The sequence below is a fragment of the Planctomycetia bacterium genome (assembly GCA_016795155.1).
In the GTDB taxonomy this organism is placed as follows: domain Bacteria; phylum Planctomycetota; class Planctomycetia; order Gemmatales; family HRBIN36; genus JAEUIE01.
The window spans coordinates 138,682-153,453 of sequence record JAEUIE010000005.1 but is presented as its reverse complement, the minus strand read 5'-3'; the positions used below and the strand labels follow the sequence as shown (position 1 = coordinate 153,453).

General features: G+C 52.1%; 10 protein-coding genes. 3 read left to right on the top strand and 7 right to left on the bottom strand.

Going from position 1 to position 14,772, the window contains the following annotated elements; all coding sequences use genetic code 11:
* Positions 1-35: 35 nt before the first annotated feature.
* Positions 36-1,790, top strand: coding sequence for an amino acid permease (locus JNJ77_02700; protein MBL8821469.1), 1,755 nt, complete (start codon positions 36-38; stop codon positions 1,788-1,790).
* A 6-nt stretch (positions 1,791-1,796) separates the two neighbouring features.
* On the opposite strand, the gene JNJ77_02695 is transcribed toward JNJ77_02700, so the two are convergent.
* From JNJ77_02695 to JNJ77_02670, 6 genes are all read right to left on the bottom strand, one after another.
* Entirely contained in the window at positions 1,797-3,053 is a 1,257-nt protein-coding gene (locus JNJ77_02695) for a trypsin-like peptidase domain-containing protein (GenBank protein ID MBL8821468.1), read from the bottom strand.
* An 83-nt stretch (positions 3,054-3,136) separates the two neighbouring features.
* On the bottom strand, positions 3,137-3,529 hold the full coding sequence (locus JNJ77_02690; protein ID MBL8821467.1) for a GxxExxY protein: 393 nt from the start codon (positions 3,527-3,529) through the stop codon (positions 3,137-3,139).
* A gap of 365 nt (positions 3,530-3,894) precedes the next feature.
* A complete protein-coding gene (locus JNJ77_02685; protein MBL8821466.1) occupies positions 3,895-6,879 on the bottom strand; it encodes a beta galactosidase jelly roll domain-containing protein in 2,985 nt (994 codons plus the stop codon).
* A gap of 177 nt (positions 6,880-7,056) precedes the next feature.
* The gene (gene odhB, locus JNJ77_02680; protein MBL8821465.1) at positions 7,057-8,265 is read right to left on the bottom strand and encodes a 2-oxoglutarate dehydrogenase complex dihydrolipoyllysine-residue succinyltransferase; all 1,209 of its coding nucleotides are present in this window, start codon (positions 8,263-8,265) and stop codon (positions 7,057-7,059) included.
* Between the two features lie 168 nt (positions 8,266-8,433).
* Positions 8,434-11,193: a 2-oxoglutarate dehydrogenase E1 component gene (locus tag JNJ77_02675; protein MBL8821464.1), complete on the bottom strand. Its 2,760-nt coding sequence runs from the start codon at positions 11,191-11,193 to the stop codon at positions 8,434-8,436.
* Positions 11,194-11,329: 136 nt separating this feature from the next.
* Entirely contained in the window at positions 11,330-11,860 is a 531-nt protein-coding gene (locus JNJ77_02670) for a hypothetical protein (protein MBL8821463.1), read from the bottom strand.
* A gap of 375 nt (positions 11,861-12,235) precedes the next feature.
* On the opposite strand from JNJ77_02670, the gene JNJ77_02665 reads away from it, so the two are divergent.
* Both JNJ77_02665 and JNJ77_02660 read left to right on the top strand, forming a co-directional pair.
* The gene (locus tag JNJ77_02665; protein MBL8821462.1) at positions 12,236-12,604 is read left to right on the top strand and encodes a hypothetical protein; all 369 of its coding nucleotides are present in this window, start codon (positions 12,236-12,238) and stop codon (positions 12,602-12,604) included.
* Positions 12,605-12,659: 55 nt separating this feature from the next.
* Entirely contained in the window at positions 12,660-13,466 is an 807-nt protein-coding gene (locus JNJ77_02660) for a hypothetical protein (GenBank protein ID MBL8821461.1), read from the top strand.
* A 2-nt stretch (positions 13,467-13,468) separates the two neighbouring features.
* Here the strand turns inward: JNJ77_02660 and JNJ77_02655 are convergent, their stop codons facing one another.
* The gene (locus tag JNJ77_02655) at positions 13,469-14,611 is read right to left on the bottom strand and encodes a DUF418 domain-containing protein (GenBank protein MBL8821460.1); all 1,143 of its coding nucleotides are present in this window, start codon (positions 14,609-14,611) and stop codon (positions 13,469-13,471) included.
* Positions 14,612-14,772 lie beyond the last annotated feature (161 nt).

The following is a 14,772-nucleotide window of genomic DNA, read 5'->3' as shown; positions in this document are numbered from 1 at the left end:
ATGATCCAGCACGTTTGTTTTGTAAGGACTACTGCATGAGCGCTTCGACTGCTTCCGCTCCTCCATCCAATTCCACTGGTTTTCAGCAACGACTGAATCTCTTCGATGCCACCATGCTCATCATGGGAACCATGATCGGCTCAGGCATCTTCATCACCTCGCAGGAAATCGCGGAACACGTCGGTTCTTCGGGCTGGCTGATGGCTGTCTGGGTACTTTCAGGCATCATGACTGTCCTCGGAGCACTCAGCTACGCTGAACTCGCCGGCATGTATCCACACGCCGGTGGTCAGTACATCTTCCTCAAGGAAGCCTACAGCCCGATGTGGGGATTCCTCTATGGCTGGACCTGTTTCCTCGTCATTCAAACCGGTTCTATAGCCGCCGTCGCCATGGCATTCGCCAAGTTCCTCGGCGTCTTCTTCCCTGCCCTGGGAACCGATCATGGCATCGCTGGTGATCTCGTAGACAAGGTGCCTCACCTGGCAGGTTTCTTTCCCGACCTGGGTTGGGCTAAAGATCAGGTACATGCCACCGTACTCTATGTCGCCACTCATGTTGACATCAAACTCAAACTGCCCTGGATGGCTGAACCCTTCTTTGAAATGAAACATTTCATCATCACCGGCGGACAGATGGTAGCCTTGGCGGTCATCGCGTTCCTGACCTGGCTCAATTGCCGGGGTGTACAGGAAGGGAAAATTGTTCAAAACGTCATGACGGTCGCCAAAACTCTCGCACTCATCATGCTGATTGCCATCGGCCTGTTTGTTGTTTCGCGCATTGATATTCGCCAGATGAACTGGGAAGAACCATGGACGGGCATGTTCTCGACTCCCAAGTTCAATCAGACGCAGGAACTCTTTGGTGGCTTGAATCCCATGGCTATTGCTTTCATGGTCTTCGGCGGGGCGATGGTCGGTGCACTTTTCTCCTCCGATGCCTGGAACAATGTCACCTTTGCTGCAGGTGAAATCCAGAACCCCCGACGCAACCTGCCCTTGAGCCTGGCGATGGGCACTGGTGCAGTAGTTCTGCTCTATATCGTTGCCAACGTCGCTTTTCTGGAGTCGCTTCCTGTCAAAGGCAGGGCTGATACAGCCCAGAAGCTGGAGGCAGCGGCAGCCCAGAAAGAACGGGAGGCCAAGGTTCTTTTCGATCAAGGCAAAGTGGAACAGGCGGTCAGCCTGCGTGAATCGGCCAACCAGAACATCAGCCAGGCTGCTCGCGAACGAGGCATCGACAATGCCCGCGATGGCAGGGTAGGCACTGCCGTCATGGAACTCTTTTCCCCAGGCTGGGGCGCTGCCATCATGGCTGTTGCCATCATGATTTCCACGTTCGGCTGCGTCAACGGCATGACACTCATGGGCGCCCGCCTCTACTATGTCATGGCCAAGGAAGGGCTGTTCTTCAGTTCGGTCGGCACACTCAACAAACGAGGCGTTCCTGCAGTTGCTCTTGTCGTACAGGGTTTCTGGTCAATTCTGCTGCTCTTTTCAGGCACCTACAACGAACTGCTCGACTATGTCATCTTCGCAGTGCTGATCTTCTATGTGCTGACCGTTGTTGGATTATTTGTTCTACGGAGAAAGCAACCCCATCTTGAACGCCCGGTAAAAGCCTTTGGCTACCCCGTGCTGCCTGCCCTCTATGTCGTGCTCTGTGCTGCAGTGATGGTCGATCTGCTGCTCGTCAAACCCAAAATGACCTGGCCCGGACTGATCATCGTCCTCGCTGGCATCCCGGTCTACTTCCTTTGGAGAGCTTTGGGCAAAAAGCCAGCATAACCATAACTATTTCGCTGATTTCATTACCAGCCCAAGGCCGAAAGTACTGCGATCTCTCTTGAGAAAACCATGAATGCCAACAGGAATCAACCCGTTGGTACTGAGTGTATGATTTGGCGTAAGATCTTTGGTCCCAGCCACAACAGACTCATAAGCATCCTGTTCGACCAGGCGATTGTTCTCGATTTTCTGATACACCAGTTGCATGCAATCCAATTGCAGGCCGATCTTGTATTTGATCGCAGCAACGGCATACCCCTCGCGGGCCACCAGATGATGGCTTTTGATCAGCGTTGAGCCATACGTCTTCCCATAAACTTCCTGTCCATTCCTGCGGTAGATCGGCTGCAGACCGCAAATCGCTTCAATGCCTCGCGTGTGGTTGTTCGTACTGATGCTGAAGCCAATGAGCACTGAACCTTCAGGCTGCACTTCCCGGAATGCCTCATGCAGAAAGGGATGCGACTGACCGGGATAATTCCTGGCAGTCGATTCGCCATCCAGAAAGCCATCCGTATTGGTTTGTATCTTGCGGTAACGATCAATCAGTGGCAATGGGCGAGCCGGCTTGGGTTGCTCGCGTTCTGCAACAGTGACGTGCCTGTTTAAAACAGGCAGCACTGAGGGCTTCACCTGTTTGACCAGTGCCGGGCCTTCCAGAGCCGCACCCATGTTCTGGACTTTTTCATAAGGCACCGCATGCTTGTCCAACAGACGCTTGAGTTCGATCGCATGCATGCCAAAACCGGATTGGCCAACTACCGGATTCAGCTTGGCAAAGACCAGTCCGATCACTGCACCAGATTGATTGACCAGCTGCCCACCACTGTTCCCTGAATTGACAAGGGTATCCATCTGGATGATCTGGCTGTTTTTCAGTTTCATGAATCCCGAAACGCTGCCCCGTGTAACTTTGATGTCTGAACCAAGGAGCCTGGCCAGCGGATAGCCAAAGGCACGCGCCTCCACCCCCTGCTCCAGTTCACCAGTGTACAGTGGCAGGCTATGCTGCGGTTTCTCATCCAGTTTCAACAGGGCAATATCTCTGACTTTGTCATCCTCCATTACTTGAGCATTGACCTCTTTGCCCTGGTATATGACCGTCACGCTCGAAGCGCCAAAGAGCACATGCGAACAGGTCAGCAGATGACCCTGTGGCGAAATCAGGAACGAAGAACCAGTAATCTGCTGCCTCTCAGCTTGCGCGAGAGCAGGAAGTGCAAGAGTGAAGAACAGCAAGCAGGTAAGAACTAACTTAGGCATGCAATTAAAACCTTGATGTGGGATGTAGTCTAAGCATAGTTCAGAATTATTCATTAACCTGAAAATATCTTTCCATTAATTCATCAGCCAGTTAAAACAATTCGCTTGATCCCTGCCTTGAGCAACGGAACATTGGAGTTGATCAGCAATCCGAGTTGCAGTTTCGTCGCCTTCAGGTAAGAAATAACTTGAGCCGTATGCACAGGAGCCAGAGCCTCAACCGCTTTCAATTCCACGACTACAGCATCCTGAACCAGAAAATCCAGTTTTCCTTCGCCAACTGGTAATCCCTTGTACTCAACACCGATGACATGCTGTCGCCTGAAGATCATTCCCCGCAATTCAAATTCTGCCTCCATGGCATGCTCATAAACTGATTCCAGAAAACCAGGTCCCAACTCTTTGTGTACTTCAATCGCTGCCCCTATCACCTGCCGTGCTATTTCATCATGTTCAGGCGAAGGTTCTCGGTTCATGACTTTGTTCTCTTGGCGGTTTACTTCAGAATATTAGCCGCCAAGACGCCAAGGAACGCCAAGAAAATCACTTCAAGACATTCATCCCGTTTCTTTGCTCTTTATGACCGAGCGAAGAATGTAAGTCCATTGCTTTGTACTCTTGGCGTCTTCTTGGCGACTTGGCGGTTTAATTTAGAATACTAACCGCCAAGACGCCAAGGAACGCCAAGAAAATTACTTCAAGATATTCATCCCGTTTCTTTGCTCTTTATGACCGAGCGAAGCATGTAAGTCCATTGCTTTGTACTCTTGGCGTCTTCTTGGCGACTTGGCGGTTTAATTTAGAATACTAACCGCCAAGACGCCAAGGCGCGTTAAGAAAATTACTTTAAAATATCTATACCACCGATGGGCACATTGCCCAAAGACATCGGCCTATGAATACCGCCTGCTCCGTACCAGTCATAAACTCGTACTGCGATTACATTCTTCTCGCCATGCTTAAGTACCCCCGGCGGTATGGCATGAGCCGTGCGATCTTCAAAGGCAGTTTTCTTGTTGGGAATATCTCCAGCTGAACCAATCCTGGTTCCGTTGACATAGATTTCGTAGGCATCATCAACACCTTCACTATTCAAATAGATCGGCACTCCAGCCCAATCCTTAGGCACATCCACCGTCAGCCGATACCACGCCCAGCCATCCAGAGCGTTATGCCCCTGCCCTTCCCAATGCTGACCAATCTTAATCTGCTTCCACGCTGCATCATCAAAACCAGCCTTCTCCCAGCCCAGCTTCAGCCCTTCGTTCCTGCCATCAGGCATGAACTGCCAGGACTTGGTGACGAGATCGAGCTTCTTCTCATTCAACTTGGCCCGCATGCGTGCAATCGTTTCTGGCTTGAGGGCATTGCGAGGCGGCGGACCATCCATGAGATGGGCATAAAGTCGATTCCTCAAAAACCTTTTCGCTAGTACAGAATTATCCTCAAGGTTAATCGCACAGACCATGAGCCTACCTCGGCCAACCGCTGTTTCAAATATCAACCCATGTGTTTTGACTTCTTTAATATCGTGGTTGTCCCAGAGCATAACGATGGGGTCGATCTCCGTCAAATACTGGATGTTGGGGATAACATCTGATGCCAGTTCAAAATGCTGGTATTCGGCAAAAAACGAAGGACTCTGCAGTCGTTGATAGACAGGATGATGCGGATTAACAAATGGACCTCCCCTTAAAAACCAATGCGAACTAGTAGGAAAACTGCCAGATTGACCATTTGCTTCAAGAAACACGTTGCCGCCTTCGTTTAAATAATCCAATATTGTTTCATCAAGTTTGGACACCCTTCGTATTTTGTCTGGAGTGTGCGCAGCCCCTACCTTCGCAAACAACATTCGCATACGAGCATCCTCGATGTTAGAGGGCATTCCAGTCACATGCCACCTCCATTCTTGCTGCTTCCATTTTGGCCGCCCCAGATAATCCATCAATCCCATGCTTGCGAGTGGAAAGTCCCGCAGCACGCTCACCACATACCCCCCATTCGGCACCTCGCGCCGATAGGTTTCCATCTGATACTTCCGCATCAGCCTGGCATATCTCAATGAATCCTGGTACAATTTTTCTTCATCCACCTCCCCCCCACAAACCCTCCCCATCCGTTCCAACCACTTCCGATTTGCATCAAAGAACCCAGGCACCCAGAATGGATAGCCTCGCTCATCAATGCTCCACGCCTGCTTCGGGTCTGCCTTCGCTTTGGCAATCGCCTCCAGCATCGGCTTGGTCGGCACCCACGTATCGGCGGCAATCGCCTCGCCCAGACACAGTGGCTTCACACCATACTTTGAAGTGGCAATATACTTCTTGAGCCGGTCCAGCGTTGCCACCCAGGTGTGGTTGTTGCCATAGGGATGGTCGTCGTAGAAATCGAAGACGCGGTTCCACTCGATCCAGCTTGAATCATCAACCACCAGCCCGCCGCACATCTTCTTGCATTGATCGTACAAGGCTTGGATTACCTTGATATCCGCTCCCGGCCCCGTCTCGCACGTCAAGCTGCGCAGGATCACCGACGGATGGTTCCGATCCAGTTCATGAAACTCCTTGTACTCCTGCATCAGTTCCGCCTGATACTGTGGCACCAACTTCGGATGCCAGGTTGGATACTCGAGCCAGATGAGCACCCCTTCTTCATCCGCAATCTCCAAGAGCCTCTTCGGCGGCACCCACAGACAGCACTTCATCAAATTGAAACCCCAACTCTTGATGAGCTTGAGGTCAGATCGCCATTGTTCCTCGGTAGGCGTCGGTGCTAGCGTGGGAGGATAGTAACCCCAGTTCAGCACGCCGCGAATAGAGAGCGGTTGGCCGTTGAGAAGGAACTGGTCGCCTTTGGTAGTGATGGTGCGGAAGCCATAGGTGAACTGAAACTCATCCTGTATTTGAACTGAGCCTTGAGAATTCAGAATGATTTTGAACTCGTAAACTGAAGGATCACTTGCACTCCATTGCTTGAACTGTTCCATTTTGAATTCGCAACTGAAACTATGCTTCTCATATGAAGGCCCAGATGATACCCAGGCCTGCGGATCAACCGACAACTTCTGACTGTAATTGATGTTAAAACCATGCTTTGCTACCTTCCCACCGCTGGATTCAAGATTAAGATCTAGCCATGATCCACCTGCCTTTCGCCACATTAATCGAATGGACTGCGGCCCCATTCTTGGCTTCTCTTGATCCCATGCAGGGGCGCCAAGAATATCTAAAGCAAAATGAAATGTTTCCTCCTTCTCGTCAATCAAACTTCTGAATGAGGAATCATCAAATCGATATTCCGCGGTCTCAATCAATTTCACCCCCTGCCATATCCCCCCGAAGTGCGGAGCAATGATCGGCAAAAACCCCTGCGTGTTGTGACCCACTTTTTCATCGACACGCACCCTGATCGTGTGCTTGCGCTTCGAGTCAGAACCCCTCACCCCTAACCCTTCTCCCCGGGGGGGAGAGGGGGACAGATGCTCCGTCACATCAAACCGAAACGGCGTCCACGCTCCCAAGTGCTCCCCCAGCTTTACATCATTCCAATAGACCGTCGCCTGCGTCGCCACCGCATCAAAGTGCAGAAGCAATCTTCGTCCCTTCGGCAGTTCAGGCAACTCAATAGTCTTCTCATACCAGCCAATGCCATCAAACTTCAGCCCCTCATGCGTTTCCCAGTGTGTGGGCAACGTGACGGTCTTGATTTCTTTGGAACCATCGCGATGAAATGTCCACTCGTTGTTGAGGTTCGTCGATTTACGCGGCGAATCCTGGGCAAAACCCTGATTAACCAGAAACAACAACAGAATCAAGTAACGCATGCGGAAGGCTCCATTTAGCCCCCGGCTCTTTAAGCCGGGGGCGGGACCGCGCGACAACTCGACATCAATCTCGACGGAATTCAATCAATGGCAGGCTGATTAATTGATTTACAGCAAGAGTACTTTATCTTCTTCGCAAGAACCCGCCCCCGGCATAAAGTGCCGGGGGCTAAATGCTTACACCTCCAGCATCAACCGCTGCGGGTCTTCCAGACACTCCTTGACCCGCACCAGGAACTGCACTGATTCCCGGCCATCGATAATCCGATGATCGTAGGTGAAAGCGAGATACATCATCGGACGGATCACAATCTGACCGTCCACCACCACCGGCCTATCCTTGATGCCATGCATGCCGAGGATGCCCGACTGAGGCGGGTTCAAGATCGGTGTGGACATCAGCGAACCGAAGATGCCGCCATTGGTAATAGTGAACGTGCCACCCTGCAGGTCGCTGACGGCAATCTTACCATCACGGGCTTTGACTGCCATCTCGCCAATATGTTGTTCAATCTGGGCGAAGCTGAGCTGATCGCAATTCCGTACCACGGGAACCATCAGTCCCCGCTCGGTGCTGACTGCAATGCCGATATCGTAAAAGTTCTGGATGACAATGTCTTCGCCATCGATGCGGGCGTTGACCAGCGGAAATGCTTTGAGCCCTTCGATGACGGCTTTGACAAAGAACGACATGAACCCCAAACCCACGCCGTACTTTTCCTTGAACTTATCTTTGAACTTGTTGCGCAATGCCATGATGCCCGACATATCCACTTCGTTGAACGTGGTCAGTTGGGCAGTGGTCTGTTTCGATTCAACCAGCCTTTGGGCAATGCGGCTGCGGATCATCGACATTTTCTGTCGGGTTTCCCGCACGCCACTACCCTGTACGGCAGGCACCTGCACGCTGGCGGTGACAATCTGCGTGCTGGCGACCGGTTTCACGCTGGCTGTCAGCACATCTTCCTTGATGATTCTGCCATCACGGCCTGTACCCTTGATGCCCTTGGGATCAACTCCCTTTTCTTCAGCATGAACCTTGGCAGCAGGGGAAAGAACTGGTTCGCGAACAACAACCGTTTCCCTGGTGGGGGTTGCTACTGGCACTGGAGCAGCAGTTTTCGCTGGTGCCGCCTTGGCCGGCGCTGCTGCCTTTTCATCCACCGTGGCCAGCACGGTTCCAATAGGTACCTTATTGCCCTGCTGGGTAATAATCTTGAGCTGCCCGGCACGCGTGGTTGGCAGTTCCATCACCGCTTTATCGGTTTCCAGTTCAACAATATTCTCATCTGCCTGCACATAATCTCCGTCAGCTTTCAGCCACTTGGAAACCAGAGCTTCCGTAACTGATTCGCCAGCGGGAGGAACTTTGATCTCAACAGGCATGATGAAACTTCTCCAGAATTTTGTCTCAGGGATATTCTATGAAGCTGTGGCAGGGTTATTCGGTACTCCGAATGACCCTGCAGATTGTGCAACCATTTCGTAGCCTTCAGGGTCGTGCATGGGTACATGCACAACCCTGCCACATCATTGTAAGTTGTGTCTCGTGTGTTACTTCGGCTTGCTGAACACCAGTTGCGATGCTTTCACCAGGTGAGGCACCTTGCCTTCGATGGCGGTATCGACCAGTTCCTTCTGTTCCTTCAGATGAACCTTCTCGGAACCTACCGATGGGCTGGCGCTGGCGTCGCGGCTGCAGCAAACCACATTGATTCCCAGATCGCGAAGGCGTGGTTCCACAAAGAACCAGGCGCCATTGTTGAGCGCCTCTTCCTGCACCCACACAAACTGTTCAGGCTGATAACGGCCCAGCACCTTCTGCACCAGGGCATCATGGAACGGATAGAGTTGCTCAAGCCGAATAATCGCGATATCACTTCGGTTGGCATCTTCGCGTGCCTTGATCAGGTCGTAGTAGACTTTACCTGAACAGATCAGAACTCGCTTAACCTCGGCAGCATTCACCTTGGTATCATCAATCACTTCCCTGAACCCGCCTTCCGTAAATTCTTCGTGCGGCGAGGTGGCAGCTGATAAACGCAGTAATGACTTGGGTGTCATCACGACGAGCGGTTTGCGGAAGCCCCGTTTCATCTGCCGACGCAGCATATGGAAGTGCTGTGCAGGTGTTGTCGGCTGACACACCTGGATATTGTTATCGGCACAACATTGCAGGAAGCGTTCCAGCCGGGCGCTGGAATGCTCCGGCCCCTGACCTTCCATGCCGTGTGGCAATAGCAGTACCAGACCGCTGGCCCGCCGCCATTTGCTTTCGCTTGATGTGACAAACTGATCGAGGATGATCTGAGCGCCGTTGACGAAGTCGCCGAACTGTGCCTCCCACACTACCAGCGTAGTGGGATCATCCAGCGAGAAGCCATATTCAAAGCCGACGACTGCAGCTTCAGAAAGCAAACTGTCGTACACGCTCATCGTCGCAGCCTGGTTTGGCTCCATGTTGTTCAGGGGCAGATATGTTTCATTGTTGCGGGCATCACACCAGACTGCATGACGATGGGTGAAAGTACCCCGGCGGACATCCTGCCCGGTGATACGTACCCGATGGCCTTCTTTGAGCAGCGTGCCGTACGCCAGCATTTCTGCAAAACCCCAGTAGATGGGCTGCTTCTGGGCAAATTGCTCGGCTCGTTCGTGAATCTGCTTGCCCAGAAGACGGTGAGGCTGAAAGCCTTCAGGAATAGTGTTCAAGCACCTGGCCACCTCAGCAAAGACTTCATGGCTTACCGCCGTCGCCACCTCGGTGAACATGTCCTTGGGTTTCAGATTCTCCCAACGGCCACCGAAGCCAGGCATGTAGCGCGTCGTTGGGGGGGTGTTCTGCAAGGCCAGTTTGTCTTCGTTCAGTTTCTCGTTGAATTCCTTTTCAGTCTCCGCAACGGTTCGCTTCGACAAGTCGCCACTCTTGGCCAGTTGATCGCCATAAAGATGGGCGATCGGTTTGTGTTCCTTGATCTTCGCATACATCACTGGCAAGGTGTAAGTCGGATCATCCGTTTCATTGTGACCGTTTTTACGATAGCCAATCAGATCAATCATCACGTCCTTGGCGAACCGCTGCCGGAATTCAACCGCAAGTTCTGCAGCATAGACACACGCTTCCGGGTCTTCCGCATTCACATGCAGCACCGGAGCTTCAATCATTTTGCCTACATCGGTGCAGTACGTGGTAGAACGACCATCCCGTGGATGTGTGGTAAACCCAACCTGATTATTGACGATCAAGTGAATCGTTCCACCCGTCTTAAACCCCTGCAATTGGCTCATGGCCAGGGTTTCGGTGACGATGCCCTGCCCGGCAAAGGCTGCATCACCATGAATCAGCATGGGGATGACTCGTTTGCGTTCTGAATCACCTTTTAATCGCTGCTTGGCTCGTACACGTCCTTCCACTACCGGGTTCACTGCTTCCAAGTGACTGGGGTTAGGCGTCAGTGTCAGATGTATCTTGTTCCCCTTGGTCGTTTCATGGTCGTACGAGTAACCCAGGTGGTACTTCACATCGCCATCTTCAGCTACAGCGCCGCTGTTGACGATATCTTCAAACTCAGCGAACATGCCGTGGTAAGGCATCCGGAGGATGTTGCAAAGAACATTCAACCGGCCACGGTGTGGCATACCAATGACAATTTCATCGCCGCCCATGTCGCTCGACTTCTCGATGATGGCATCGAGCACGGGAATCATCGTATCGGAACCTTCCAGGCCAAACCGTTTCTTGCCTGGGTAAGTGGTTGCCAGGAAGCGTTCAAAGATTTCGGCGTAATAGAGCTTGCGGAGGATGCGAAGCTGCTGTTCCTGCTGCATGTTGGGCCGGTTGCGGCGAGGCTCCATCTTGTCCTGGAACCAGCGGCGGATTTCCGGGTCCTGAATGTGCATGTATTCCACACCCAGCGTTCCGCAGTAGGTCTCTTTCAATGCTGCGACCAGCTCACCAAGAGTGCCTTTTAGCAAACCCAGGAACGGAATGTTTTCAAGGTACTGATCAAAATCAGCTTCGCTGTAACCGAACTGGGCCAGTTCCAGGAAGCGATGTGTTTCAGGTGGTGGATCAAGCGGATTCAGATGTGCTGAGAGATGCCCCCAGCAGCGGTAAGCATCCACTAAATCAAAAAGACCGGCTGAACCAACGGGAGCTGCCCCTGTTGCTGCCGGCCTGCCATTGGCCAATTGAAACCCTTCAAAAAACGCCTGCCAGTGACTATCCACCGACTGGGCGCCTCGTTGCCAACGCTGATATTGTTCGTCGATGACATCCAAGTTCCACCGGGATGCAAACGTCGAGCCGCTCATATAAAACCCATCATGGGGAATGAAGATAAAACGACTGTTAGTATAGGAGAAAGGGGGGGACGGGACAGTACAACAGGCCATACTCCAAAGCATGGCCTGCAGGGAAAAATGGATTATCGTGCACAAGCAGTAAAGCTTAAAACAGATTCTTATCCCGAGCATGTAATACCGAACCTGCAAGACAAACCAGACTGGCTAAAAGTATCAAATAGGCACCAATTCCTGCACCAGCTCTCATTTCAGCTCCCAGTCCGGTAAAGGCGGAAGACGCACGGTTGATATCAACCCAGATCAGAATACACATCAGTAACGCTACGCCCCCCGCAGCCAGCATGGCAATGGTGAAGTTCCTGGCCTGAGCTGGTGCCGTTCCACTCAGCAACATCCATGTCATAACTCCACAACCCACGCAGCACAGGACTGCCACCACCCCTCTCCAGTCTTGTATTACCATGGAACTGCCGCTGTTATGTACTGCAGCCATTTTCATGACTGGATTTTCCACATTCACGCTGACCGTAAACAGGCTGAGGAAGGCAGAAAGTATCGCAAGGATAGTAGCTCCGCACATCAGTTTCCCTGCCAGGGACAACCGATCAACAATTTTCTTCCCCGTGTTGACCACGTTGTTGGAAGAAGGCGACGCATTGGGTTCATTCGTAGACATTGGCTACTCCCCAGTGAAAACAGCATAGCTCTGTCAAAAGCATTGGCTTTACTGCGTACATTGTCAATCGGAATAAGGATTTATCCAATGATGCTTCGAAATCACCAAGCTTAAACCAGGCTTCGGCTGCACCCATGGTTAGAATTTTTTGCTAACCCTGACGTGTTTTGACGGAACACGACGCATAAAGAGGCAGACGCGGAGCCTCAGCATGAATGACAAAGCACTCATCATCTGGTTGATCAGGGCCTACCTCAAATCAGGTGGGGATATGAAAAATTACTGAATCTCGTTGATCGGGCCAATCCCGATGAAATCACCATCCTGGCCAGCATCATGCACGACAGGCCAGCTCAGTCATTCTTCGGAGATGTGATGTCGGGGGCACACGTCGAACTCGTTGATGGGCATGAACGCTATCACGCCTGGCGTGCATTACGGACTGCTGTTGACCGCCCATCCTCCCATCAATCGGATGGAACTCAGTATCAGGTTGCTGGTCCCTTGTGTCATGCTATCCTGTTCGGAAAACGCCGCGACGTCACTTGGGTGCAACTCGAAAATCATCCGTGGGGTGGTGTCAAGAATAGCATCATGCATATCGTCGATTGGCGCAATTACCATGCCACGGGAAAGAATCAGGGCCCCTATGGCAGCAGCATTTATGTGGAATCCTATCCATTGATTTTCAAGTCACCAACGAAGCCGAAAGTCGTTGTCGTGCCTCGCATGGTTATTCGTTAGATCAATACAAGCATGTGTGCTTTCACTCAGGACAAGATTGCAGGAGGAATTATCGATGGCTGCACCACAAGAGATCAACCTACAAGTGACACGATATCTGGATCGTCTTCTCGCTCAGCAACTCCTGCAGCACATGACCGTCGACAAGGCGATGCTGGAAGTGAGACAATGGATTCCGCTGGCCAGGCAACTCTCAGACAGCGACCTCCGCAGCGTGGTGCTGGGCTTTTTCCTGAGCCACAAGGTTTACCTGGCAGCCGATTCGCCCATGCTTTCCCCGGACAGCCGGGCCAGGGAAATCATCGACGCTGTGACAAAGTCCTTTGCACGTGTCAAAGGCCTCGTCATGGATGGCGTCCCCATCGTCGACAACCCTACCGGCAAGGTTACCATCAGCGTCAAAGGCCTGACTGCGAATTCGAGCGGAAGATCGCCGTCTACTTCGCTCAATCTGAGTTGGACAGGCACACTGTCGACTGTCATGACCGGAGGCAACTTTACCCTGCGCAATTCCTTATCCAGGTCTGGTTGGTCGATCTCACTCAGTTATCCCAAAGATACACCCGTCCTTGACAGCACTAAGGTTGGTGCAGTATTTGGCGCAGCGGGAGATATGGTCGCCGGCATCATCGAACAATCGTTCGGCCTCACCGATATCAAGGATGTTCGCAGTGTTGCGGATCGTTTCACTTCTTACGCTGGTACCGTTGCCAACGCCATCGGAGCAGTCCAGGGCATTGGTACGCGACCAAAACAAGGCCTCAGCGTGAGTATCCAGGTGGGAAGCGCGCCTCCTTCGCCAGGAAATGGAGCCAGGCAAGGGGGAATTGAAGGATTCGTGACGTTGACTTATTCGTGGTGAATTCAAGATTCTTGAACCACACTTCGGCTGTATTCATCTTTCAACACTGTCGCCTTCTCCCGCAACATCGGCTGCCACTTCAAGTAGGTCAGCGACCGCCATAGCCACTCTACCGGTCCGAACCGGAAAAATCGTAACCACAACGGGCTCAACAGCAACTGAAGAATCCACACGCCAAGTACTACGAACCCCAACTGATACAGGTATAGCTTGCCAAACAGTCCGAAACCATACCCATAGAAAATCGTCGTGCAAATGGCCGATTGCATCAGGTAATTCGTGAGAGCCATCTGTCCCACTGCTGCCAGACGGTTAGTCAGCCACGTAAGCCAGCCGCTTCGGATCATCACCATCAGCAGCCCGGTGTACCCCAGCGCCACGCTCAGTCGATCAATCCCGTAAGTCATGTGATTCAGAATGATGTTTTCAGACCGTATGTAATTACTGTCTATCATAAGTTTGCCCATGTAAGCAGAGAGAGGAATACCTATGCCAAACCCGAGCACGGCCAGTGTCGCATAGAACCGCGTGGTCCGCGTTGCAGTGAAGAATCCCAACTTGTAAAAGCCCATGCCCAGTATCATAAACGCCAGTACATCAGGCAGGCCTGTTTCGTACAGGACAATCGACTGGATGGATAAAACCCGCCTGGCACGGAACTTGAAAATGCTCCACCAGTCTCCCTGGTATGGTTTGATCTGCTTCTCGATCTCCTTCTCTGTTGGTGGCTTGAGTCGTTTCTGACGAGCCTGCCACGCTTGCCGGGCCGCTGTCTGTTCTTCAGTCAAGGTTTCGCCACGCTGGGCCGCTTCTTCCGCCTGTTCCGCTTCCACTTGCATCGTATGCAGGACATGTTGACGGTAGTATCCTTGTGCAATGAAGATGGACGCCAGCATCAATCCGATCATCACCAGAACAATTCCCGATACCCGTCGAAACGGATACAGCAGAAGCCCCATAGCACCATACCAGAAGAGAATATCACCTTCCCACAGGAGATAACCATGCAGTAAGCCGATCAGCATCAGCAGGACCGTGCGTCGATAATAGATGTCGCCACTTTCCATACCCGATCGGCGTTGATCCGCCCTCGAAGTAATCAGCACACATCCTGCACCGAACAGCATCGAGAACAGCCCACGCATCTTCCCTTCCAACAACACCAGCCCAACAAACCAGTAAGGCACATTGATCACGCTAGCCTGCTCAGGAATCGATGGATTCATCTGGTATGCTTCAGGCAACCCAAACACCGGGATGTTCATCAGCAGAATGCCCAGCACCGCGACACCCCGCAGTGCATCGA

What these genes read in the sequence shown, in the direction of transcription:
- JNJ77_02700 (MBL8821469.1), top strand. Translation starts at nt 36, where the DNA reads ATGAGCGCTTCGACTGCTTCCGCTCCTCCATCCAATTCCACTGGTTTT.
- JNJ77_02695 (MBL8821468.1), bottom strand. Translation starts at nt 3,053, where the DNA reads ATGCCTAAGTTAGTTCTTACCTGCTTGCTGTTCTTCACTCTTGCACTT.
- JNJ77_02690 (MBL8821467.1), bottom strand. Translation starts at nt 3,529, where the DNA reads ATGAACCGAGAACCTTCGCCTGAACATGATGAAATAGCACGGCAGGTG.
- JNJ77_02685 (MBL8821466.1), bottom strand. Translation starts at nt 6,879, where the DNA reads ATGCGTTACTTGATTCTGTTGTTGTTTCTGGTTAATCAGGGTTTTGCC.
- odhB (MBL8821465.1), bottom strand. Translation starts at nt 8,265, where the DNA reads ATGCCTGTTGAGATCAAAGTTCCTCCCGCTGGCGAATCAGTTACGGAA.
- JNJ77_02675 (MBL8821464.1), bottom strand. Translation starts at nt 11,193, where the DNA reads ATGAGCGGCTCGACGTTTGCATCCCGGTGGAACTTGGATGTCATCGAC.
- JNJ77_02670 (MBL8821463.1), bottom strand. Translation starts at nt 11,860, where the DNA reads ATGTCTACGAATGAACCCAATGCGTCGCCTTCTTCCAACAACGTGGTC.
- JNJ77_02665 (MBL8821462.1), top strand. Translation starts at nt 12,236, where the DNA reads ATGTCGGGGGCACACGTCGAACTCGTTGATGGGCATGAACGCTATCAC.
- JNJ77_02660 (MBL8821461.1), top strand. Translation starts at nt 12,660, where the DNA reads ATGGCTGCACCACAAGAGATCAACCTACAAGTGACACGATATCTGGAT.
- JNJ77_02655 (MBL8821460.1), bottom strand. Translation starts at nt 14,611, where the DNA reads ATGCGTGGGCTGTTCTCGATGCTGTTCGGTGCAGGATGTGTGCTGATT.